Annotated in this window: 17 protein-coding genes; 5 read left to right on the top strand and 12 right to left on the bottom strand. The window is 63.4% G+C overall.

Going from position 1 to position 22,931, the window contains the following annotated elements; genetic code table 11:
- Positions 1 to 96: 96 nt before the first annotated feature.
- The gene (locus XpruCFBP8353_RS05060; protein WP_243391059.1) at positions 97 to 1,047 is read left to right on the top strand and encodes a right-handed parallel beta-helix repeat-containing protein; all 951 of its coding nucleotides are present in this window, start codon (positions 97 to 99) and stop codon (positions 1,045 to 1,047) included.
- Between the two features lie 133 nt (positions 1,048 to 1,180).
- On the opposite strand, the gene XpruCFBP8353_RS05055 is transcribed toward XpruCFBP8353_RS05060, so the two are convergent.
- The 6 genes from XpruCFBP8353_RS05055 to XpruCFBP8353_RS05030 form a co-directional block, all read right to left on the bottom strand.
- A complete protein-coding gene (locus XpruCFBP8353_RS05055) occupies positions 1,181 to 2,533 on the bottom strand; it encodes a sensor histidine kinase (protein ID WP_101362489.1) in 1,353 nt (450 codons plus the stop codon).
- An 8-nt stretch (positions 2,534 to 2,541) separates the two neighbouring features.
- Positions 2,542 to 3,885 carry a sigma-54-dependent transcriptional regulator gene (locus XpruCFBP8353_RS05050; protein WP_101362177.1) on the bottom strand — a complete coding sequence of 448 codons (1,344 nt, stop codon included), beginning with the start codon at positions 3,883 to 3,885 and terminating at the stop codon, positions 2,542 to 2,544.
- A 227-nt stretch (positions 3,886 to 4,112) separates the two neighbouring features.
- Positions 4,113 to 5,339 (bottom strand): ABC transporter permease, encoded by a 1,227-nt coding sequence (locus XpruCFBP8353_RS05045; RefSeq protein ID WP_101362176.1) that lies wholly within the window; start codon positions 5,337 to 5,339, stop codon positions 4,113 to 4,115.
- 63 nt (positions 5,340 to 5,402) lie between these two features.
- Complete coding sequence (locus XpruCFBP8353_RS05040) at positions 5,403 to 6,701, bottom strand: ABC transporter permease (protein ID WP_101362175.1); 1,299 nt, start codon at positions 6,699 to 6,701, stop codon at positions 5,403 to 5,405.
- Positions 6,702 to 6,784: 83 nt separating this feature from the next.
- The gene (locus XpruCFBP8353_RS05035) at positions 6,785 to 7,507 is read right to left on the bottom strand and encodes an ABC transporter ATP-binding protein (RefSeq protein WP_101362174.1); all 723 of its coding nucleotides are present in this window, start codon (positions 7,505 to 7,507) and stop codon (positions 6,785 to 6,787) included.
- Positions 7,508 to 7,609: 102 nt separating this feature from the next.
- Positions 7,610 to 8,881: an efflux RND transporter periplasmic adaptor subunit gene (locus XpruCFBP8353_RS05030; RefSeq protein WP_101362173.1), complete on the bottom strand. Its 1,272-nt coding sequence runs from the start codon at positions 8,879 to 8,881 to the stop codon at positions 7,610 to 7,612.
- A 205-nt stretch (positions 8,882 to 9,086) separates the two neighbouring features.
- On the opposite strand from XpruCFBP8353_RS05030, the gene glmS reads away from it, so the two are divergent.
- Positions 9,087 to 10,916, top strand: a complete 1,830-nt coding sequence (glmS, locus tag XpruCFBP8353_RS05025) for a glutamine--fructose-6-phosphate transaminase (isomerizing) (RefSeq protein WP_101362172.1) — start codon at positions 9,087 to 9,089, stop codon at positions 10,914 to 10,916.
- A 191-nt stretch (positions 10,917 to 11,107) separates the two neighbouring features.
- On the opposite strand, the gene XpruCFBP8353_RS05020 is transcribed toward glmS, so the two are convergent.
- A complete protein-coding gene (locus XpruCFBP8353_RS05020; RefSeq protein ID WP_101362171.1) occupies positions 11,108 to 13,459 on the bottom strand; it encodes a hypothetical protein in 2,352 nt (783 codons plus the stop codon).
- 781 nt (positions 13,460 to 14,240) lie between these two features.
- Between XpruCFBP8353_RS05020 and XpruCFBP8353_RS05015 the strand changes: the two genes are divergently transcribed.
- Positions 14,241 to 14,714, top strand: coding sequence for a hypothetical protein (locus tag XpruCFBP8353_RS05015; RefSeq protein ID WP_162300944.1), 474 nt, complete (start codon positions 14,241 to 14,243; stop codon positions 14,712 to 14,714).
- Between the two features lie 233 nt (positions 14,715 to 14,947).
- Positions 14,948 to 16,087 (top strand): hypothetical protein, encoded by a 1,140-nt coding sequence (locus XpruCFBP8353_RS05010; RefSeq protein ID WP_101362169.1) that lies wholly within the window; start codon positions 14,948 to 14,950, stop codon positions 16,085 to 16,087.
- A gap of 131 nt (positions 16,088 to 16,218) precedes the next feature.
- Here XpruCFBP8353_RS05010 and XpruCFBP8353_RS05005 read toward each other — a convergent pair whose 3' ends face one another.
- Together XpruCFBP8353_RS05005 and XpruCFBP8353_RS05000 are read right to left on the bottom strand one after the other, a co-directional pair.
- On the bottom strand, positions 16,219 to 18,084 hold the full coding sequence (locus XpruCFBP8353_RS05005; protein ID WP_101362168.1) for a peptidoglycan-binding protein: 1,866 nt from the start codon (positions 18,082 to 18,084) through the stop codon (positions 16,219 to 16,221).
- A gap of 106 nt (positions 18,085 to 18,190) precedes the next feature.
- Entirely contained in the window at positions 18,191 to 18,949 is a 759-nt protein-coding gene (locus tag XpruCFBP8353_RS05000; protein WP_101362167.1) for a hypothetical protein, read from the bottom strand.
- Here XpruCFBP8353_RS05000 and XpruCFBP8353_RS23790 point away from each other — a divergent pair.
- The gene (locus XpruCFBP8353_RS23790) at positions 18,879 to 19,286 is read left to right on the top strand and encodes a hypothetical protein (protein ID WP_162300905.1); all 408 of its coding nucleotides are present in this window, start codon (positions 18,879 to 18,881) and stop codon (positions 19,284 to 19,286) included. The two genes, XpruCFBP8353_RS05000 and XpruCFBP8353_RS23790, sit on opposite strands and share 71 nt — an antisense overlap.
- A 9-nt stretch (positions 19,287 to 19,295) precedes the next feature.
- Here XpruCFBP8353_RS23790 and gloA read toward each other — a convergent pair whose 3' ends face one another.
- From gloA to XpruCFBP8353_RS04980, 3 genes are all read right to left on the bottom strand, one after another.
- Positions 19,296 to 19,820, bottom strand: a complete 525-nt coding sequence (gloA, locus tag XpruCFBP8353_RS04990) for a lactoylglutathione lyase (protein ID WP_101362165.1) — start codon at positions 19,818 to 19,820, stop codon at positions 19,296 to 19,298.
- A gap of 156 nt (positions 19,821 to 19,976) precedes the next feature.
- Positions 19,977 to 21,083: a copper resistance protein B gene (locus tag XpruCFBP8353_RS04985; protein WP_101362164.1), complete on the bottom strand. Its 1,107-nt coding sequence runs from the start codon at positions 21,081 to 21,083 to the stop codon at positions 19,977 to 19,979.
- Positions 21,080 to 22,915, bottom strand: a complete 1,836-nt coding sequence (locus XpruCFBP8353_RS04980; RefSeq protein WP_101362163.1) for a copper resistance system multicopper oxidase — start codon at positions 22,913 to 22,915, stop codon at positions 21,080 to 21,082. Before XpruCFBP8353_RS04980 ends, XpruCFBP8353_RS04985 begins: the two co-directional genes overlap by 4 nt.
- Positions 22,916 to 22,931 lie beyond the last annotated feature (16 nt).

The following is a 22,931-nucleotide window of genomic DNA, read 5'->3' as shown; positions in this document are numbered from 1 at the left end:
ATGCGGGTGGGTGACGCAGCGCAGCCGTGCTGCGCGGCGATGGTTGGCCGTGCTGCGGATAACGACTGAAGGTGCACGATGCAGCGACGACTACATATGGTGTTGATCCTCCTCCTTGGCGTGCCGATGCTGCAGCCAGGCGTTGCAGCGGCGGCCAGTTATCGGCTGTATCTGGCGCCCGATGGCAACGATGCGGCGGCAGGCACCGCGCCTTCGACGGCATTGCGCAGTCTCGACGCCGCGCAGCGACGTCTGGTCGAACGACGACCAGCGGGAGACGTGGAGGTGGTGATCGCCCCGGGGACCTATCTTCAACAGTCGGTGCAATGGACCTTTGCCAACGGCGCGCCGATCCGCTTCATTGCCGCTGCTGGCGCTGCCAGCCCGCCGGTCTTCGATGGACGCGGTGGCGCGACCTGGTTCGCGTTGAAAGGTGGACGCAATGCGCCGACGCGGCTGACCTTCGAGGGATTGAAGGTCAGCAACTACTGGATGGCGCTGGATCTTGGCAGCAGCAAGGCGGCCGAGGACGGCAATAGCGACAACACGATCCGCAACATGCAGTTCGAGCGCATCGGTGGACGCTACGGCCGTAGCACCGAGGCCGCGTACTCGTTTGCGGCGATCCGGCTGCAGCAGTCGCGCGACAACCGCATCGAGCACAATCGCTTTGTGTCGATCGAAAACGACACCGACACCTCGGGCTTCATCCATGCGCTGTATCTGGCGCGGCACTCGTCCGGTAACCGAATCGAAGGCAATACGTTCGTCGACGTCAACGGCGATGCAGTGCGGACGCGCGATGCGTCCGACCGGACCTATGTCGGCGGCAACCACTTCCTCAGGGCTGGCAAGTACGCGGCGTTTTCAGACTGGTTCAAGGCCGGTGGAGAGTGCCCCTCGCAGGGGGGCGAGTTCGTTGGCAATACCGTGGGCATCGGGTATTACCGCGCCATCGATGCGACCAGGACCACCGGCGCAGACGATGCGTGTGGCGCGCTGAAACTACCGCGCATTGCAGAGCGCGGCACGCTGAAATCCGATTGACGGCGCCATGGCAGCAGGGCGAGCGCGGGCGTTCCTGCGGGTGGTGCCCGCGCGCCAGCGTGGTCTTGCCGGGTCTGGCGAGCGATCAGTGAGCTGCGATAGACGAGGCGTTCGACGTGTTGAAAGTGTCTGACTACGCAGCCGATGCCGACGGCAGCAACAAGGTTACGCACAGGCCGCCTTGCTGGCGGTTGTGCAGCGAAATACGCCCGCCATGCGCTTCGGCGATCTCGCGGGTGAGCGCAAGCCCCAGCCCGGTTCCGTTGCGTTTGGTCGAATAGAACGGCATCAGTGCATTGTGCAGCACCGCTTCATTCATGCCATTGCCGCGGTCGAGCACTTCGATCCGCAGCCACTGCGGTAAGCGTGTCACGCGCACTGCCACCTCGCTATTGGGCGGCTGCGCTTCGCTGCAGGCCTCGTGTGCGTTCTTGAGCAGATTGAGCATGGCCTGTTCGATCTGCGCTGCATCGATGCGGCTGCTGACGCTGCTGATCTCGCCCTGCAACTGGAACGGGATCTGTTGCCGCAGCCGTTCGAGAAACGGTGCCCATTCGATGGTCTGCAATTGCGGCTGCGGCAATTTGGCAAAGCGCGCGTAGCCGCGAATAAAGCCTTCCAGATGACGCGCGCGTTCTTCGATGGTTTCGAAGACCGTGCCCAGGCGATCGGTGCGCTCGCGGCGCAGCAGCTCGGCGCCGGAATGCGCCAGCGAGGCGATCGGTGCGAGCGAGTTGTTCAATTCGTGGCTGATCACGCGGATGACCTTTTTCCAGGTCTGCACTTCCTGCCGTCGCAACTCGGTGGTCAGGGTGCGGATCAGCAGCAACTCGTGGCTGCGGCCATTGAGGTGGAAGCTGCGCCGCGACAGGTGATAGATCTGCTCGTCGTCCTCGTCATCGCCGTCCTCGCGCACCGCGAACAGGCAGTCGCCGCCGCGCGCCAGCGCATCGCGCAGTTCGCCTGGCATGCGTTCGAGCACCTCGTCCAGATGCTGGCCTTCGAGCTTGCGTCCGTCATGCAACAGCTTGCGCGCGGCGTTGTTGGAAAACCCGATGCGGCGTAGGCCATCGCCGCCGGCCACCACCAGCAGCATCGCCACGGGGGTGTTCTGCAGCATGGTGTCGAGCATCAACTCGCGCTGTACCAGATGGCTTCGCTGTGCACGCAACACATCGCCAAGTTCGGCATGCGCATGCACCAGTTGCGCCAGCTCATCATTACCGCGCCAGTACACCCCGAAGTTGTACTCCCCATCGCGATAGCTGCTGGTGGTGCCGGCCAGCGCACGAAACAGCGAGCGCATCGGCGCGGTGGCGCGGGTGAGGCTAAACCACATCGCTGCCAGCAGCACGACGACCGAAATCGCCGCTACTTGCCAGCCGCGGTCCAGCCAGTACGCCATGAACCACGGCAAGGCGGCCGCCAAGGCGAGCACTGGCAGCAAGCGTAGAAATAGCGAAAACGTGAAGGAGCGGTTCCACATACGCATGCTCATTCCGAGGTGATGCCGTAGCGGTCCATGCGCCGATACAGCGCCTGGCGGCTCAACCCCAACTCGGCGGCGGCTTGTGCGATCACGCCTTGTGCGCGCGCCAGCGCCTGTTCGATACGCGCGCGATCCGGCTCGCCTGCCGCGGGCGTTGGCGGCCGTGGCGCAGCGGCACGTGGCAGATTCAGATCGCTCGCTTCGATGCGCGCACCCTGTGCGAGCAAGGCGGCGCGTTGCAGCACATTGCGCAGCTCGCGCACGTTGCCAGGCCAGGCATGCCGTTGCAATGCATCGCGCGCCTGCGTGGAGAGCGGCTTTTCACCGGCGAGAAAGTGCTCGGCCAGCGGGCCGATGTCGCCGGGGCGCTCGGCCAATGCGGGTAGCGCAATTTCCACCGTGTTGAGTCGGTAGTACAGATCCTCGCGGAAATTGCCATCACGGATCATCGCCGACAGATCGGCATTGGTGGCGCTGATCACGCGCACCTTGGCGTGGCGCTCGCGGTTGGAGCCCAGCCGCTCGTAGCGACCGGTTTCCAGCACGCGCAACAACTTCATTTGCCCTGCCAGCGGCAGGTTGCCGATCTCGTCGAGGAACAGCGTGCCGCCATCGGCCGCTTCGAACTTGCCCTCGCGCGCCTTGTTGGCGCCGGTGTAGGCGCCGGCTTCTGCGCCGAATAATTCGGCTTCGATCAATTCGCCTGGCAATGCACCGCAATTGAGTGCAATGAACGGCCCGTGTTTGGATGCCGAGTTGGCCTGAATGATTTCGGCAATCTTTTCCTTGCCGCTGCCGTTGGGGCCGGTAATCAGCACCGGCAAGTCTGAGCGCGCGACCTGGCAGGCGAGGGCGATTGCACGCTCGCTCGCTGGATCGGCGAACACCGCACCGCGCAGATCGTAGCGTTGGGTCAGTTGCTCGCGGCCGCGCCGCTCGCGTTCGCGACGACGTTCCAGTTCGCGGCGTGCTTCGGACAGTTCCAGCAGGTTATTGACCGTGGTCAGTAGCTTGGTGTCGTCCCAGGGTTTGGCGATGTAATCCGCCGCGCCGGCCTTGACCAGGCCCACCGCGCTGCCCAGATGGGTCCACGCGGTGAGCAGAATCACTGGCAGGTCCGGGTGACGCTGACGGAGTTGGGTAAATAGCGCCTCGCCTTCTTCGCCGGAGGTGGTATCGGCGGTGAAGTTCATGTCCTGGATCACCAGATCGAACGCCTGCTCATCCAGCAGCGCGAGCCCGGCCTGCGGCGAATGCGCGTGCCGCGCTTCGATGTCGTGCAACGAAAACAGCACTTCCAACGCGGTGGCAACGGCCGTGTTGTCGTCGATGATCAGGATTTGCGGCATCGCATTGCTCGAGAGGGCGCGAAGGTAGGTCTATCAGAACAGCATTCGTTGCATGGCGGAACTGCGCGCGTGGCCGGATGTCGGACAGGCGTCAGCCATCCGGCTCGGATCCCGGCCAGTCTGGATCGCTTGGCTGGTGCAGCATGCCGCAAAGCCGCAGGCTCAAGCGCTGTGCGCATCCATGCGCACATGCCATATAGGCGCCGGCCGTACCCAGCCCTTAACTCTCACGCGCTCCGCGTCGCCACCGCCGGTGGCACCAGCGCGGCGCGGCGTGCCGGCCAGTACACCGCAATCTGGCCCAGTGCCCACAGCAGCAGCGCACCGATCGGGAGGTAGATCAGCGGCAAGCGTGGTAGTTCGTAGCGGGCCATCAACCAAACATTGATCGAGTACGCCAGCAACATGCCGAGCACGATGCCGATCGAGGCAAGCAGGAAATTCTCGATCTGGAAATAGCGCAGGATCTGGCCGCGTGTGGCACCCAGTGCACGGCGGATACCAATTTGTTTGGTGCGTTGTTGTACCCAGAAGCTGGCCAGGCCAACGATGCCCAGCGCGGTCACGATCAGCAGCGCGATGCACACAGCACCGAGCAGCCAGACCATCGCGCGGTCACTCTGGAAGTATTCGTCGCGGATCTCGGCATAGGTCTGCTGTTTCAGCACCAGGCGGCTGCTGTCCACCTTCATCAGCGCCGCAGTCGCCGCGGTGAGCACTTCCTGGCGCCGCGCCGGGTCGGTGACGCGCAGCACGTACAAGCCCTTGGTGTAGTTCAGGCGCAGCGGCAGCAGCATCGCGTAGTCGATCTCGGCCAGGCCGCTGGTCGCGGCCGGCCGCGCCAGCGTGTCGACGATGCCGACCACGCGCACCGGGATCTGTCCGATATAGAGGGTCTTGCCGAGGGCATTCTGCCCGGGGAACATCTTCTCCGCGGTGGCGCGATTGAGAATGATGGCGGTCCCTTTTTTCTGCGCGTCCCTGTCGGTTTTCGCGATTTCCAGATCGAGGTATTCGTCGGGCGTGAAGTCGCGCCCGCCCACCAACTGCAGCCCCAGGGTCTGCAGCGTGCCTTCCTCGGCCATGTACTGCGCCCCGTTGAGGGTTGGCCGCTCCTGGTCCGGGGTCAGCGACAGGCTGGTGTTCGAGGAGTAGTGCACGAACGGCACCTGGTTGAGCACGGTCGCGTTGCGCACGCCCGGCACGGCGCGCAACGCGGCCAGATCCTCGCGAGTGCGCGCGGCCGCATTGACCTGCTGGCCGATGCCGCCGAGCGAGACCGTCACCAGTTCCGACTCGGCGATGCCGCTGGGCCGGTGCAGGGTCTCGATGCGGTTGCCGATCAGGAACAGCGCATTGCAGACGATCGCGCAGGCCAGCGCGATCTCGAGCACGATCAGCGCGGCGGCGGTCTTGTGCCGGCGCAGGGTGGAAAGGATGGGGCGGATGTCCATGGCGATAACCTTGTGAGGGACCTTCGTTGGCGGTCTGCCCGCCGCCGTGCGGCGGGGCGATGATCAGGACGATTTGAGCTGCAGCGCCGGCGCCACCTGGATCGCGCGCCAGGCCGGCAGCAGGCCGGCCAGCAGACTGGCGGCCAGGGCCAGGGCGAAGGTCAGTGCCAGCATCGTAGGGTCCAGATGGGCGAGCTTGGCGTAGCTGGAGGGCTGCTGGCGCACGGCCCACAGGCCGAGCACGGCCAGGCCGAGACCGGCGATGCCGCCGGCCAGGCCGATGGTGCCGGCTTCGACCAGACACTGCGCGAAGATCGCACGGCGCGAGGCGCCCAGCGCGCGGCGCACGCCGATCTCGCCGCTGCGGCGCAGGAACTTGGCCAGCAGCAGACCGACGGTATTGAGCAGGCATACCAAAAGAAAACCCATCGCCAGCCACAGCTGCAGGCGCACGTCGCCCGGCACCACTTCGTTGTGGTCCAGCCACTGCATCACGTTGCGCAGGCGCACGTTGTTCGGACGCTGGAAGCGGCCGGCGGCGCGCTGCTGGTTGGAGTAGTTCTCTAGGTATGCCTTGTAATCGGCGGCCTGCGCCGGGCTCTCCAGTTCCGCCCAGTACTGCATCCAGGTGCAAGGCGCATTGAGCGAGGTCTGATCGCCGTTGCTGTCGCCGAAGCAGTTCATGTTGCCGTTGCGCTCTATCTTCAGGTCCATCGCCACCGAGAACGGCAGGTAGGCCTGTTCGTCCGAACCGTAGGTGTTGGTGATGTCGTAGAAGCGCGGATTTGGAGCCCAGGTGTCGAGCACGCCGACGATGCGGAAGGTGTTCTGGTCCATGCGCAGTTCGCGGCCGACGCTGTCGGCGCCGTCGTACAGTTTTTCGTTGAGCTTCTTGCTGATGACCGCCACACGCTCGTGCCGCTCGTCTTCCGTGCCGGTCCAGCCGTGGCCGTACAGGAACGGCGTGTCGAACATCGGGAAGAAGTCCGCCGAGGTGAAGCGCACTTCCGACTTGAACGGTTTCAGCCCGCTCTTGAGTGGTTCGATCGCCGCCGATCCGCCGCTCATCATCGCCTGCCGCTTGGCGCGTTTCTCGCGCAGCAGCGTCTCCGCGTCGTAGCGCGTGTTCTGGAAGTCCGGCTCCTCGCCGGGCTGGAAGCCGGCCTTCGGCTGCGCATCGACCTGCACGTAGAACAGTCGGTCGCTCTTCTGCGGGATCGGATCGCCGGAGAGCACGTAGAACACGGTCAGCGTGGTCATGCTGGCGCCGATGCCAAGCGCGATGGCCAGCACCATCAGCGCGGTGAGGACCTTGTTGCGGCGGAAGCTGCGCAAGGCGAGGCGGAAGTAATAGCCGAACATGAGGTGGCTCCGGGTCGGGCGCTGCAGGTAGCGACGATGGGTGGGATGGCGATGGCGCGCAGCGCCGGGCCGGTTGCGTTCGCTCAGCGCGCGACGTTGGGGTTGGCGCCGATCGCGGCGTGCCCCAGCACCGGTTCGCGCTGCAGGTCGGTGGCCTGGCCATCGACGATGTGCACGTTGCGCTGCGCGCGCGCGGCCAGTTCCGGATCGTGGGTGACCATGACGATGGTCGAACCTTGCGCGTTGATTTCTTCCAGCAGTTCCATCACCCCGCGCGCCATCTGCGAGTCCAGGTTGCCGGTCGGTTCATCGGCCAGCAGCAGGCGCGGGCTACCGGCCAGCGCACGCGCGATCGCCGCGCGCTGTTGCTGGCCGCCTGACAGCTCGGACGGGTAATGCTTCATCCGCGAACCCAGCCCGACCCGGCCCAGCGCGTCCTCGATGCGCCGCTTGCGCTCGGCCGCGGCCATGCCGCGGTAGCGCAGCGGCACATCGACGTTGTCGAACAGGTTGAGATCGGGGATCAGGTTGAAGCCCTGGAAGATGAAGCCGATCTTCTGGTTGCGCAGGCGCGAACGCGCGTCGTCGGACAGATGGCTGACGTCTTCGCCGTCCAACAAGTACTGCCCGCTGGTGAAGGTTTCCAGCAGTCCGGCCAGGTTGAGGAAGGTGGTCTTGCCCGAGCCGGAGGGGCCAGTGACCGCGACGAATTCGCCTTCGCGTACATGCAGGTCCAGCGACCGCAGCGCATGCGTTTCCACCTGTTCGGTGCGGAAGACCTTGGAGACCGATTGCATCTTGAGCATTGCCGATTCCTTTGCGAAAGAGGTGTGTGCGAAAGAGCGTTAGCGTGACGACTGCAACGTGGCGCAGTCGTCGGAGGTGTGGAGGCTGCAGGGTGATCGTTTCTAGTGCACGGTGACGCGCGGTGCATCGCCAAAGTTGTCTGCGCCGGACACCACCACGCGGTCGCCGACCTGCAGCCCGAACAGCACCTGCACCTCGCCCAGGCTGCTGACGCCCATGCGCACGGGGCGGCGCACCGCGGTGTTGCCGTCCATCACGTAGGCGTAGCTGCCGCCGGATTGTTCGACGAACGGGCCGCGTTCGACCTTGAGTACGTTGCGGCGTGTGTCCATCACCACGCGTGCGCTCATGCGCTGGCTCTGGCGCAGGCCGGGCGGCTGCTTGTCGGTGAAGCGGATACGTGCGGTGACTTCGCCATTGACCACTTCCGGCGACACCGCCGAGATGGCGCCCGGAAACGGCTCGCCGCTGCCGCTGGTGAGCTGCGCGGGCATGCCGATCGCCAGATCGCGCGCGAAGCTTTCCGGCACCTTGATCTCCACTTCGAAGTTGGACAGATCCACCACGCCCAGGATCGGCGCGTTAGCGGCGACTTGTGTGTGCTGCACCGCTTGTACCTGGCCGACCTGACCATCGAACGGCGATAGCAGCGTGAGCGCATCTACCTGGCGCTGCACCTCGGCCACTACCGCGCGTTGGCGATCCGCCAGCAGGCGCTTGTTGCGCGAATCCAGATCCGCGCCCTGGCTTTTCAGTGAGGCATCGCGCTGGGCGTGCTGCAGGTCGATGTCGGTCTTCTTCAAGGTGTCCTGCGCCTTGGCCAACTCCACTTGCGGCACGGCGCCACCGTCATAACCGCGCTGGTAGCGTTCCAGGTCGCGTGCGGCTGCCTGCTTGTCGATCTTGGCCTGGTCGGTGAGCTTGCTGGCGTTGGCACGCGCCAGGGTGGCATCCAGGCCGGCGCGGCTGGATTCGGCTTCCAGGCCGGCCAGCGTGGTCTGCTCCTGGGCCAGCTTGCTGCGCAGCTCCGGGCTGTCGATGCGCGCCAGCTCCTGACCCTGCTTGACCACGTCGCCGGCCACCACGCTCAGCGTCACCGTGCCGGCCGAGATGGCGTACAGCACCGGGCTGTTGGCGGCGATGACGCGGCCGTCGGCGGCGATGTCGCGTACCAGGTCGCCCTGGCTCACCGTGGCGATCCGTACCCGGCTGGCGTCGAAGGAGCGGCTGCCGGCGCTCCAGGCACTGATCGCCCAACCGATACCGGCCAGCACCGCCACGGTGGCGACGCCGGGCCACAGCCAACGACGCCACCGCGGCTTGCCGGCGGGTGTACGAAGAACCTGGTCCTGGGCAGAGGTGTCACGAATCATGGTCGGCGTGCTCGGTGGCGTCATGCTGACGAAGCAGACTGCGTGCCAACTTCCAAGTGGCTGATATCAAAGGTATTCGGGTCAATGCGGCCAGTGTCCGCAGTGTCCGCGGACACCGGTGGCGGACACGCTGTCCGGGCAGGGTCATGCAGCGGACAAGAGCGGACACGCTAAAATGTCCGACTTCTTTTCTGAGAGCTGTCCTATGTGCGGCATTGTCGGAGCGATCGCCGGGCGCGATGTGGTCCCGGTCCTGATCGAGGGACTCAAGCGCCTGGAATACCGCGGCTACGATTCTTCCGGCATTGCAGTGCTCGACGGCGCGCAGGTACGCCGGGTGCGTCGCACCGGGCGGGTGGCCGAGATGGCGCAGGCCGCGCAAGCCGAACAGTTCGGCGCCACCCTGGGCATCGGCCACACGCGCTGGGCCACCCATGGTGGCGTGACCGAAGCCAACGCGCATCCGCACATCAGCGCCGGCGTGGCGCTGGTGCATAACGGCATCATCGAAAACCACGAAGAGCAGCGCGAAAAACTGCGCGCGCTTGGCTACACCTTCGAGTCGCAGACCGACACCGAGGTCATCGCGCATCTCATCCATCATCATCTGGGCAGCGCGAGCGACCTGCTGACCGCGCTGCAGCGCACCGTGAAGGAACTCACCGGTGCCTACGCGCTGGCAGTGATGAGCCAAGCCGAACCGGAGCGTTTCGTCTGCGCGCGCATGGGCTGCCCGCTGCTGATCGGGGTGGGCGAGGGCGAAAACTTCGTCGCCTCCGACGTGTCGGCCATCGTGCAGGCCACGCGCCAGGTGATCTTCCTCGAAGAAGGCGACACCGCCGAACTGCGCCGCGATGGTGTGCGCATCTTCGACAGCAACGATGCGCCGATCGAGCGCCCGCTGCATTTGTCGGACGTGTCGCTGGCCTCGCTGGAGCTGGGGCCGTTCCGGCATTTCATGCAGAAGGAAATCCACGAGCAGCCGCGCGCACTGGCCGACACCATCGAAGCGGCCATCGATGCCAAGGGCTTTCCTGCATCGCTGTTCGGTGCCAACGCAGAAACGGTATTGCGCGATATCGAAGGTGTGCAGATCCTGGCCTGCGGTACCAGCTACTACGCCGGCATGACCGCGCGTTACTGGATCGAAGCCATTGCCGGGCTGCCGTGCAGCGTGGAGATCGCAAGCGAGTACCGCTACCGCACCGCGTATGCAAATCCCAAGCACCTGATCGTCACCATCTCGCAGTCCGGTGAAACGCTGGACACGATGGAAGCGCTGAAATACGCCAAATCGCTCGGGCATCTGCACACGCTGTCGATCTGCAACGTGCCGGAGAGCGCAATCCCGCGCGCCAGCGAACTGGTCTGCTACACGCGTGCCGGCGCCGAGATTGGCGTGGCATCGACCAAGGCATTCACCACCCAGCTGGCGGTGTTGTTCCAGCTCACCATGGTGCTTGGCAGGTTGCAGGGCCGCATCAGTGACGCCGAAGAAGCGGAGTATCTGGAGCAACTGCGCTTTCTGCCGGGCAGCGTGCAGCACGCGCTGAATCTGGAGCCGCAGATCATGGCCTGGGCCGAGCGGTTTTCGGCCAAGGAAAACGCATTGTTTCTCGGCCGCGGCCTGCATTACCCGATCGCGCTGGAAGGCGCGCTCAAGCTCAAGGAAATTTCCTATATCCACGCCGAAGCGTATCCGGCCGGCGAGTTGAAGCACGGCCCGCTGGCCCTGGTGGACGCGGCGATGCCGGTGGTGGTGATCGCGCCGAACGATCGCCTGCTGGAAAAGGTCAAATCCAACATGCAGGAAGTGCGCGCGCGCGGCGGCGAGCTGTTCGTGTTTGCCGACCAGGACAGCCACTTCAGCGACTCCGAAGGCGTGCATGTCATCCGCACCCCACGCCATGCCGGCGTGCTGTCGCCGGTGATCCACACCATTCCGGTGCAGTTGCTGGCCTACCACACGTCCCTGGCGCGCGGCACCGATGTGGACAAGCCGCGCAATCTGGCCAAGTCGGTGACGGTGGAGTAAGCGCGGCGCGTCGAAGGGCTGCGCTCAGCGCAGGCTGGGCGCAGTCAATGCTTGATATCCTGCTGGCGATTGTTTACCAGATGGTGTTCTCCACATCTGCGATTTCAGTGCAATGCGCGTATTGTCTCGGCCACGCGAACCAGCCGGTACGCTGCTACCCGGTGGGCAACAGCGTAACGGCGCTTGTGTGGCTACGGTACGATCAGATTGCCATTTTCCGGCCGAGGCTCATTCACGATCACCTGTGACTTTTCCCCGTTTGCGGTGCGGTTGCCGCGCACCAATGAGTCTTTGACGTTTTCATTTTGAATGCGGACCTCTGGCGTGATGTTGTGTTCGATCAGCGAGTTCTTTACTCGATCCCACAAGCCCACGCTTCCGGTTGCGCCGACAGCGAAGCGGTTATTGCGGATGATGCCGGTGTTGGTGACCGCATCGGTGTACCAGGCGTTTTCTCGATTGCCTTCGCTGATCATCAGGTTGCTTCCCTGCAGGTTGAATACTGCCGTCTGGCCACCGATCGAGGACGGGTTGGCAACCGCATCTGCAGTAATTTCATTATTGAGCATCTGCGAATGCCAGCCTGCCAGTAGTGAGTTGGCATCGGTATAAAATCCGGTGGGCTGCACGATTCCAGCACCAAAGCGATGCAGCCGGTTGTATGCATGGATGACGTCGGCGGAAGGAAAGAAGTTGGTGATCGGGCCAGCGCCACCATGGTCGTTATTGACAAATAACATCCGCCCGTTAGTGGTCACGATGGTGACGATGGAGCTCTGGTCGGGCGGGATGTCCCATGCACGGTCCAGGTTCACGCGGTTGCCCAGCGGCGATGCATTGCCCATCAAGTAACGCATCTGGCCGGCGCCCTTGCCGGAGACAATCATCACTGAGTTGCCATCGGGATCGCACAGATACGGAACGTCTTTCGCATTGCTGGCCAACGTCAGTGTCGTTCCTGAACTGGCAGCGACCTTGCCAAGATAGTTGCCGATGCCTTCGTCCATCGTCAGCTGCCAGGTCTGCTGCGCATCCTGCGGATACTGGCTGGCATTGTCTGCGTAATACACATCACGACCAGGCGCAGCAAAGCCCAGTTCCGACGGCGTCTTGTGGTACGGCGCACCGGCGGAGATGTGCTGGTTGTGCGTGATGAGCGCGTTCTGCACATCGTGATTGAAGGTCAGTGCCAGCTCGTGCCAACGCAGTGTGTTGTTTTGCACGGTGGCGCCGTACACATGCTTATCCATGGTGATCGGCTTGCTGGCGGTGATGTCGTTTCCGCTGATCTGCAGGTTGGAGATATTGCTCGCCTGGATGCCGGTCGTCAGCGGCCCGCTGGCCGTGCGATCGGTTTGCCTGCCGAGGGTGAGCCGGATATCGCGCACGAAGGGGACCGAGCGCAGATCCGTCAGCGGCATATGCTCGAACACGATGCCGGTTCCTTCGCGCATGGCGGGCGCTTCGATGGCCAGGTCGCGTATGCCAAACAGGTTGGTGGCCCAGTTGATCTGCTGATCGCACTTGGGTTGACGTGGCGGCGTGTAAAAGATGCCGTTGCCCTTGAACAACGTGGTGTTATTGGCAATCGGAAAGGACAGCACCGTGGCGTCCTTGCCCGCGCCCGCGATCACCACGTGGTTAGGAATCGTCTGATTGAATCCTTGTGCGTATTGCTGCGACAAGGTGTATCTGCCGGCGGGAATCGACACCACACCGCCGTTGGCCGCGCAGGCGAATGCTGCGGCAAAACTCGCATCGTCCGGTGCGCCATTGCCGCTCGCCGGGGCCACCCTGCACTGGATGTTCGGCCAGTTGGTCGGATAGGCAATGCTGACGGTGGTGATGGTGCGACGTGGAGCGGTGCGATCTGCGCCGACACCGAAATTCTGATAGCGGCTCCATGCGCTTGGGCCGCCGGAGCCGTTATGCAAATACAGCTCGTAATCGCCTTCGGGCATGTCGGCCGGAATGGCGAAGCTCTGTGCGTACATGCCTTCTTTGGGGTTGGATTCGTCGGCGATCAGGATGCGTTGCACGGTGCCATTCCTGACCAGCGCAAGCTGCACAGGCTGGTTCGATGCCGACATCCTGCCCAATGCGGTGCCGAACACATTGAGCCTGCCACGCGGCGATGCACCACTGCCGACGTTGCCCTGCACGAACCAGATGTCCGGGGCATTCACCAGCGTCGTCGCACCCGTACCGTTGCCGGTGACGATCTGATACGCGTAGACGCCACGCGCGATATCGGGAAGTTGGAACTTGAGCGATTGCTCGGTAGCCTGGATCGGAGTCACGCTGCTCCAGCCATTGTTGGCGCTGTCTGCTGTCTCCAGCGGATTGCCTGCCGCGCTATCGTCGAGCCGGGTAAGCCGCACTGTCGCGGTGGGACTGATGTTGCCGCCGCTGACCACCACCGTCTCGTCGCGATCGACCGGTTGTGATGCCCAGAACGTGATCGCGGTGCCGGCAGGTACTTCTGCCGGGCCTGGATAGGCCGCAGATGCAGGAGAGATCACCGCGCCTGCGCGTGCACGCATGCCGGGCGCGCCTGATTGTGGCGACGCATCGCCATCGCTACTTGAAAGGAATAGTGTCGATGCGAGTAACGCAATGAACGTGGACGTTTTTACAACCATCTCGAATGACTCCTGATACGGAAGCGAACATCTTCCGGAAGGCGCGAGCGCGCGCAAAACACGCGTCGTGATCTCGCATGGCAGTTTTGCGGCCGTCGATGGAGGAAGGCACAGGCTGGGCGTCATGCATGCGCATGTTGCCGCTGCAATCGCAGAACTATGGTGTCCAGTTGCGTGGGGCTCGCCGGGCAGCGGCCATCCTAGAGATACGCACGCGTTTGAATGCGAACAGGGATCACACAGTTGGGTTCGTTTGACGCCAATGTCTCACGGCGCGAGCCAAGTCACTTTTTCGGACCGATCATGCGGTGGTGACGGTTTCGCCAACATGCCGAGGCATCGGTATAGCGAGGTGGGACAGAACCGCACGGTCATTGCGATGGGGATGCGGTTTGATGCCACTGGCATGGTGCATGCGCCACCAGCTGGCCTACCTCGTGACAGGAGCCGTGTTGTGTGCCTTGTGTTCCAGCGGTATGTGCAAGTAAGCGGCGCGTCGCGGGGGGTAACATCTCCCGTCTCGCTGCAAGGATGTCGCAAATGCGGATGGCATGGCTCCTCGCTATCGATTGCTCAGGATCGTGGGCACTGCTCGCGTTAGCGCTCGGTAACCGGCAGTGCTAACAGTTTGGCTCGGAATATGCTTCTGTCTTGCCGAGGGTCCCACCACGCAGGAGGACGTATGCACGAGTCTTTCAAACAGGGCGCGCCGGCCGAGTTGTGGCAAGCGTTGGTACGTGAGGCGGGGCAGCGGATTGCACGTCCGCTGGACGAATCACGCGAGCACTATTTGGTGTTCGTGTTGCTGCGCTTCCAGCGCGATGCGCATCTGCTTTCGCGGACGCAGGCGCTGGCATGGCTGCATGCGCAGGATCAGATCGGTAGCGTGCGTGCCGACGCGTTGCGCGATGTGGGCGACGGCTGCTTGCTGATTGCAGGCTTGTTCCCAGGCGTGGCGCAACGCCGTCGGCTCAGTGTGGATTACTTCATCGACCTGGGCAGAGGCGCGTATTCGGAAGTGGCCGATACCCGCTGCAGCGACGCAGGTCTGTTCGCGCAACTGGCCGAGAGCTATCGCGAACTGGTGCGCACCCTCGCCGCACTGCGCACCCCGCGCGATTGGCAACCGAGCGCGGGTGGAATTCTGCATGCCTGAGCAGTGAGCATCTGAGGGGCGGTCCCCACATGCGTCGGGACCGCCCCGACTGCGATGGCTGCCTTGTGCGGGCACACTATCCCTGCAGGACGATCGGCCGGGTGCGTTGTGCCATTACCCGTCAATCAGAACCCTGCATGTTGTTGGGGCCAGCGCGTGCAAGCGTTGGTGCATCGGTCGCGCTGCATGGGGGACATGCAGCGCGTCGCACTGATCCATAGGGACAGGGATTCATGAAGACGTGTATCGCGGCGGCGCTATTGGCCCTGCCCGGGCTTGCCGTTGCGCAAGACGTGCCGCTGGGCTATGCCGGTCAGGGCGGAATGACGTTGCAGGAGATCGACCCTGCCATCTACGCGTATCACTACGACCACGGATTCGTGGGCGAAGATGCGATGGGCTGGGATCCCGCGCTGCAATTTGCCTGGTCGCGCATCGCAGCCGCCAAGGTCTGCGCACAGCAATCGCCGTCCGATGCATTGATCGGCAAGCTGGTGGAGCAGTACGGCAAGGATGCCGTGGTGCACCAGGTCAACGGCATCGGCTTCCATGAAGCGCAGATGCGCGCGGCTGGCACGTTCTGTACGCCTGCGCGCGTGACCGAGGCCACTGCAGTGACGCCAGCGTTTGCGGCTGGTGATTTTTCGACAGCAACGGCCTATGCCGCTGCTGCAGTTGCAGGCACTGTGTCAGTCGCTGCAACAGGCGAGCAGCCAAGTCTGCAGTCCGATGCAGGCGCGGTCGTTGCCCCATCGGCGGATTGGGCCTTACAGCTCCCGTTGCATTCCAGCATGCGTGTGGGCTCGAACGGTCTGCCCAACGGTGACGAAATGCTGCGTGTCGTGCGCCGCGGTCACACCGGGGTGGCGGTAGGCTTGCAAATCGCGACCAGCCTGTTTGCGCGTGGCGTTGCAGTATCGGCTTTCGGAAAAGATCAGCTGAAAGGCGAAAAGATGGAAGGCCTGGGGAATCCTGGCTATCAATTGCAGCGCGATGCAGTCAACGCGCATTTGAAGACCTACTTCACCGGACATCCGGCCGCACTGCCAGCGGACCCGTTCCCGTTGCAGGTACTGATGTCTGACTGGCTGCTCGTTTATCAGAGCCTGGCCGATACCAAATCGCCTTATGAGCTGCGCTATGCGGTGACGATTGGTGGTGAGCGCAGCGGCTTCCTGAAGCGCAAGGCGAACCCGATCAGTCTGGACTGTGCGCCGACACCGCGCACCGCCTCACTAGAAGAATGGGAAGCCAACGATTACGCGTTGGTCAAAGAGGCTGCACAAGCCTACAGCGACGAATGCGCAGCGAAATTCGCCGAGCGGTTGCCGCAATGGTTCCCTGACAGAGAGGCTGTTGCGGCGTCCAATTGACGGATCAGATCTGTAGGCGCCGGATATCCGTCGCCTGATGTGATTCGAGAAAATCGAGTCATGCGGGCTTAAACCAGAAGGGGCACCGATCCATCGATCGGTGCCTCTTCTGTGTTTCCATTGCGCGAAGATCAACCGACGCTGCGCGCCTGGTTGCGTTGCTGCTCATGCTGATCTTGAACCTGCGTTTGCGTTTGCGCTTCCTGTCGCACGGCATTGCTGCTTTGCTCCAGCGGACGTTCCGCAGCGGTTGCCTTGTCGGTGTAGATCCGCTGATGCGCCGGGTCGTTGAGCTGACCCTGTACGCCAAACAGTCCATTGCCATCCTTGCTTGGCGCCACCATGTCGATGCGCTGCAAACCGCTGACCTTCGCTTCGAAGGTCATGTGGCCAGCAGCATTCACCAACTGCTGCCGGTTGGCGAAGGCATTCGGGCCGAGCTGTTCGAGCTTACTGACGGCTTGATTGAATAGCGGGTGGTCCGGGTTGGTTTTCTCGGAGAGCAGAGGCGTTTTTTCCGCCTGCTTCAGCGCAGCAAGCGTGTCGCGGCCAACCACGCCGTCGTCCTGCAGCCCATGCGCACGCTGGAACGCCTTGACCGCGTCAATCGTGCGCTGGCCATAGGCGCCGTCGGGCTTGAGTTCGTTGCCGCCCGCGTCCTTGTAACCCAGTTGCTGCAGCGTCTGCTGCAATGTGCGTACTTCCGCGCCATGTGCATTTTCGCGCAGGACACTTGGCGCATCGCCGGCGGCATGTGCCTGGCTGGGCTTGTGCTCGGTCGCTGCGTGAGATTGCTGCTTGTTCTGGCTGCGCTCCTGCAGCAGGTCGCGCGCCTCAGACAGCGGGTCGCTGGCGTAGAGCTTGACGCCCTTGGCGTGCTTGCGCTCAAGGTAGGCATCCAGCGAGCTGAGTTCGACACCCTCACCGCCACGCGATTGGCTGATCTTGAGCTGGCCATCCTTGGGGTCGCGCACCACCATGGTGATGTGGTCGATGCCCTTGTAACGCCCCTTGTCCCAACTCTGGGGGCCATTGTCCTCGCCAATGATCATGCCCTCTTTGAGGGTCTGGGCAGTGACGTCTTTGCCTTGGATCAGGACACCAGAGCGCTGCTCGGCCTTGCGCAGCAGCTCCGAGGCACTGTCGAAACCAGGGCTGAACTTTTCGTCCTTGGTAAAGACGGCCTTGCCGGCGCCCTTGTTGATTTCATCCATGGTCGCGTTCTGCATCTCGACCACCCAGCCAGAACAATCGACCCTGCCTTTGTCCGGATCTTTTGCGCCCAGACCGTATTTGACGTGGTCGTACTTGTTGGTGAGGTCATAGGCCGCGTGGAGCGCGATACCGTGCGCTGCAGCTTTCTCCGGCTGGGCAGGCGCGGACTGCGACGGCGCAGACTGCGTCGATGTCTGCTGCGTGGCCGAAATGGGCTCGATGCCTTTTTCAGGAATACGGATACGGTCCATCTTCGTATCCCAGTACTGCACGAACGTCTGTGCCATGTCCTTGTCGGACATGCGCCGGAACGTCGCCGAATCGACACCGGTCAACGACTTCAGCTCTTTCTCGCCGACATTGTTGAGGATGTTGGCGCGTGTGCTTTCGAGACCAAACGTCCCCGTGGCGATCGCCGTCTGAAGAGAGCGGTAGCCACCGGCGCCCTGCTGGTGGGCCAGGTACATGTCCAGGCCGTCGGGCTCGGGCTTCCCCGAAAGATACGGCCGCCCATCACGTTCGTGCCGATTAACCAGACTCGTCCGGTTGTCCAGATACAGCTGCGCGGCTGCGTCGGTATTGACCACGGCGTCCAACTCGCGTCCAGCAATGCCGTATTGCGCGGCGGTCGGAGGAGTGAACTGAAATAGCCCCTTTGCGCCACCGGCTCCGCGGCTGGCCAACTCGTCGAAGGCGCCGCCAGTCTCTACATGGGCAAAACGCAGGAAGTCGTCACGCGGAATATTCCGCTCGGCCGCCTCGCGTTCAATGATGTCGAGCACTTGGGCTCGTGAGTAATTCGTTGGCATCGCTCAAGGTCCTTGATTGAGTGCTGCAGCCACGCGGCTGCAGCGGTACGCCGCCCGAACCAATTCCTTTGGTCCTGTATTAAGGGGTCGGCAAATACGATTTGTGGGCCGCATCGTAGCGGTATTCAAGCGTCTCGTCACCCCCGCTCGTCGGCGGATCTGCAGAAACGCTCACCCGCAGCGCAGGCAGGCCGGGCTGCTTAACGAACGCGAGCGTGCTGCTGTTCTTGACGCAGGCAATCTTCCCAGGCGCATCCTCGCCACAATTTGCACTGTTGTCCTGCCCCGCTGGCACATTGCCGATATAAGTCCAATGCTTGTCGTTGACGTTATCGGTGTCCTTCGGGTTGAACACGAGCGTGTCGTAGGAAAGGATGCGCACGCCCGACTGCAGGCTCCACGTCGGCACGGCCAGGACCAGCCGACCGTCGTCGGTGACAAAGGTCTGCGGCTTACGTTTCGTGTCGACGGTGTTGCCTTGTTCCATGCCGCCGAATTCGCCGATGTAGGGCTCTGCGCCAAGCAGCTTCCAAGGGGTCTTGCTCCCCGGCTCGCTGGTCACGAAGGTGGCATGGGCCAACGTCACCTTGGTGCCAGGCGCGGGATAGTGATTTTCGCTTTCTGCGCCAAAGCGCTCGGGCGTTTCCCACGCAAAGCCGGTGTAATAACGCGTACCGCCAAGTTCGAACTGAAAGCCGTACCAATAATTGATCCAGCTGCCATTGGCGACCTCGTAAGAGGTGGCGCCATCGCCGTCCACGTTGCTGATGAAATACAGCACGCTATCGGGCCGCGGCGGCTGCAATTGCTGGGTCGATCCCTGGGTTGCGTCCTGCATGGGAGATGCATCCTTGTCTGAAGGGGGTGTGGTGGTGCTGGCCGCGGCTGCGGCAGTCTTCGGAGGTGTGGTGTCCGGTGTCGCCGGCTTGCAGGCGGCGATGGTTGCTAGCGCAAGGACCAGTGAAATCTTCCTGACGAGCATTGGGGTGCATCCATTGCGGAGGGCGGCGAAAGTCTACTCCAGCCCGGCGGTGTGTCCAGTCGTTGCGCCGGGTATGGCGGTGCCCGTGCGCTTTGGCGACGTGGGGCTTTCGGGCAGCGGATGCGTGGCCTTTCGCCTCCGCATCCGCTGGTTTCCATCTCCATCCCCGGTCATGCGCCAGCTTGCCGGATGAGCCGTGCACTTACGCCAATGGCGTATTGGAAATGATCTCTACCCAGTAACCATCCGGATCCTTGATGAAGGCCAGGTGCTTCATGCGGCCATCTTCCAGGCGTTTCTGGTAGGGCACGTTGAGGCTGTCGAAGCGCGCGCAGGCGGCATGGATGTCCGGCACTGAAACACAGATGTGGCCGAAGCCGCGCGGGTCGTTGTTGCCGTCGTGGTAGACCGGGCCGTCCTGGGTTTCGGTGCCGTGGTTGTGGGTGAGTTCAAGCACGCCGGGGATGCCAGCCATCCACAGGCGACGCTGCGCGTCGTCATCGGGAATGGCGGTGCCTTCCGGCAGCAGCGCGAGAAAATACAGGCTGAATTTTGCGTCGGCAAAATCGCGTGCGTCGAGCAGGCGGAAGCCCAGCACGCGTGTGTAGAAATCCAGCGACTGCTTGGCATCCTTGACGCGCAGCATGGTGTGGTTGAACACGAAGCCGTGCGTGTCGGCGGGCGCGGCGGTGGCACCTGGCACGCGTTGTAGATCGTTCAAAGACATGGCGGTCTCCTGGTTTTAATAAGGGCGCAGCGTGCTGCGAGGGTGTTGATGTTAGCGAGGGCGGGGTGGTTGGCGTGTCATGGCCAGTGGCCGCGCTTCTGATGCATTGGCGGTGATGACGGTGCCGAATGTAGCGGCCTGCACGATGCCATTGCCTCAAAACCACACGCGTACACCGACAACGTAGTGGCTGTCGCGTGCGGGTGCAGCCTCCATCGCCGCACGTGCTGGGCTATCGCCGAAGCGGCGGCGATGCACCCAACCGATGTATGGCGCGAAACGGCGAGTGATTTCGTAGCGCAAGCGCAGGCCAAGTTCGGCGTCTTCCAGGCCGCGACTGATCCCGCGGCGGTTGTCGTCGGTGAGCGCGATGTCGGCTTCCACGCGCGGTTGCAGGATCAGCCGGTTGGTCAGCAGCACCTCGTATTCGCCTTCCAGTCGCAGTGCCGCGCGGCTGCCGTTACCCACATACAACGCGGCTTCGGTTTCGAACTTGTAGGGCGCCAGTCCCTGCACGCCGAATGCCGCCCAGCTGCGATGGTCGCCTGCGCCGATGTCCTGACGTGCGCCGACGAGCAGATCCCACCACGGCGAGATGGCATGGCCGTAGAAGGCTTCCAGCGAGGCGGGTTCGGTGCGTCCGTCGTGCCGCTCGCCTTCGCTGCGCAGCCATAGCCGATCGATGTCGCCGCCGATCCATGCGCGTGATTCCCATGCCTGGCCGCTACCGCGTTCGGTGCTGGAAGCTTCCATTCGATCGAGCAGGACATAGTGGTTGATGCCTGCCGAGTGCATCGTATGCGCTTGCAATGGGACGAATGCGGCAGCGATTTCTTCCGCAGTGGGTGTCGGGATGGGGGTGCGTGGGAGTGCGGTACTGCGTGTATCGGCGAGGTTGCCGGTGATTGTGGTGTTGGTGGGCGATGCAGGAATTTGCGCGGCATTGGTGGGCTGCGTGTGGTCCATCTTCGAGTGATCCATCGCCTGGTGGCTCATGGCTGCATCGTCCATGGATCCATGCTTCATCGCCTCCTGGTCCGTGGTTCCAGTCTCCATGGCAGCGTGCGACATGTGGGCGTGGTCCATGTGTGCGGTCCGAGATGAGGCGGGCGTCTTCTGCGCGCCATCGGTCATCTGCATCGCATGGTCCCGCATGTCCTGTGGTGAGTGCTCCATCGCATCGTGCTGATGCTCTTGCGCACCCGCAGATGCACTCGCCAAGAACGCGGCCGCCAACCAGGCCTGGGTGCGAAAGCGGCTCATGCTTCCACCCGCACTTCGCGCATCATGCCTGCTTCCATGTGGTACAGCAGATGGCAGTGATACGCCCAGCGACCGAGCGCGTCGGCGCGCACGCGGTAGGTGCGGCGGGTGCCGGGCGGCATGTCGATGGTGTGCTTGCGCACCTGGAAGTTGCCGTCGGCATCTTCCAGATCGCTCCACATGCCATGCAGATGGATGGGGTGCTGCATCATGGTGTCGTTGACCAGCACGATGCGCAGCCGTTCGCCGTAGCGCAGCCGCAGTGGGTCGGCCGAGGCGAAGGCGATGCCATCGAACGACCAGGAAAATTTCTCCATATGCCCGGTCAGATGCAGCTCGATGTCGCGGCCGGGTTCGCGCCCATCCGGATCGTCGAACACGCTGTGCAGGTCGGCGTAGCACAGCACGCGGCGTCCGTTGTCGCGCAGGCCCACGCCGGGATCGTCCAGGCGTGGCGCTGTGGCGTTGCTGCGCATGTCGATCAACGGGTTGCCATCTTCGCTGGCTGGATGATGCAGTGTCTTGCGCTTGGCCTCATCGCTGGCATGGCCATGCGACTGCATTTCCGGCATCGGCATTGCCATCGTGTGTGCCGTATGCAGGTCGCTTTGCGCTGTACCGCTGCCATGCGCCGCGTGTTCGCCATGTCCCATTGCATCGCCATGCCCCATGTCTTGCATGGTCAGAATGGCGCGTGGATCCAGCGCAGGAATCGGCGCCTGCAATCCGTGCTGCACTGCCAGCGTGCCGCAGGCGAATCCGGTGCGGCCCATGTCCTGCGCGAATAGCGTAAACGCATCCTGGCCGAGCGGTTCGATGATCACGTCGAAGGTCTCGGCCGCGGCGATGCGTAGTTCGTCCACGCTGACAGGATGCACGTATTGCCCATCGGCGGCCACCACAGTCATGCGCAGGCCGGGGATGCGGATGTCGAAGTAGGTCATCGACGAGCCGTTGATGAAACGCAGCAACACCTTTTCGCCTGGCTTGAACAACCCGGTCCAGTTGCCTGCCGGTGCAACACCGTTGAGCAGGTAGGTGTAGGTAGTGGCGTTGACGTCGGACAGGTCGGTGGGCGTCATGCGCATGCGGCCCCACATGCCGCGGTCGGCCAGCGTGGCGCGCAGGCCGTCTTCGCGCGCATCGCGTAGAAAATCGCCGACGGTGCGCTGCGCGTAGTTGTCGTGGCTGGGCATCTGTTTGAGCCGGCGGAACAGCGCCGCCGGGTCGAGGTCGGTCCAGTCCGACAACAGCACCACATGTTCGCGATCGTGGCGGTACGGCGGTGGCGTCAATGGGTCGATGACGATCGCGCCATACAGCCCGGCCTGCTCCTGGAACATCGAATGGCTGTGGTACCAGTAGGTGCCGGACTGGCGCAGCGCAAAGCGGTAGTGATACTCCTGGCCCGGCGCGATGCCATCGAAGCTCATGCCGGGTACGCCATCCATGTTGGCCGGCAGCAGCAGGCCGTGCCAGTGCACCGAGGTGGGCTGGCCGGTCAGCGCGTTGCGCACGCGTACGCTCACCGTGTCGCCCTCGCGCCAGCGCAGGGTGGGCGCCGGAAGGCTCTGGTTGACGGTGATCGCGGGACGGGCGCGTCCGGTGACGTTGACCGGCATGCGGCCGATCTGCAGCGACTGGCTGCTACCGCGCAGCACCGGCGTATTTGCCGGCGTCGCTGCGCGCGCATCGCGGCGCCACAGGCCGCCCGCAGCAGCAACACCGCCCAGGGCCAGGCCTTGCACGAAGCGGCGCCGGCTCAGGCCGTTGCTGGATGAGGTAGTGGAAAACGGGGAATCGAAAGACATGACATCTCCGGCGCGCTCCATCGGCAAGACGGACGCA

This window comes from Xanthomonas prunicola (genome assembly GCF_002846205.1).
Taxonomy (GTDB): domain Bacteria; phylum Pseudomonadota; class Gammaproteobacteria; order Xanthomonadales; family Xanthomonadaceae; genus Xanthomonas; species Xanthomonas prunicola.
This window is presented reverse-complemented; position numbering and strand designations above follow the sequence as displayed.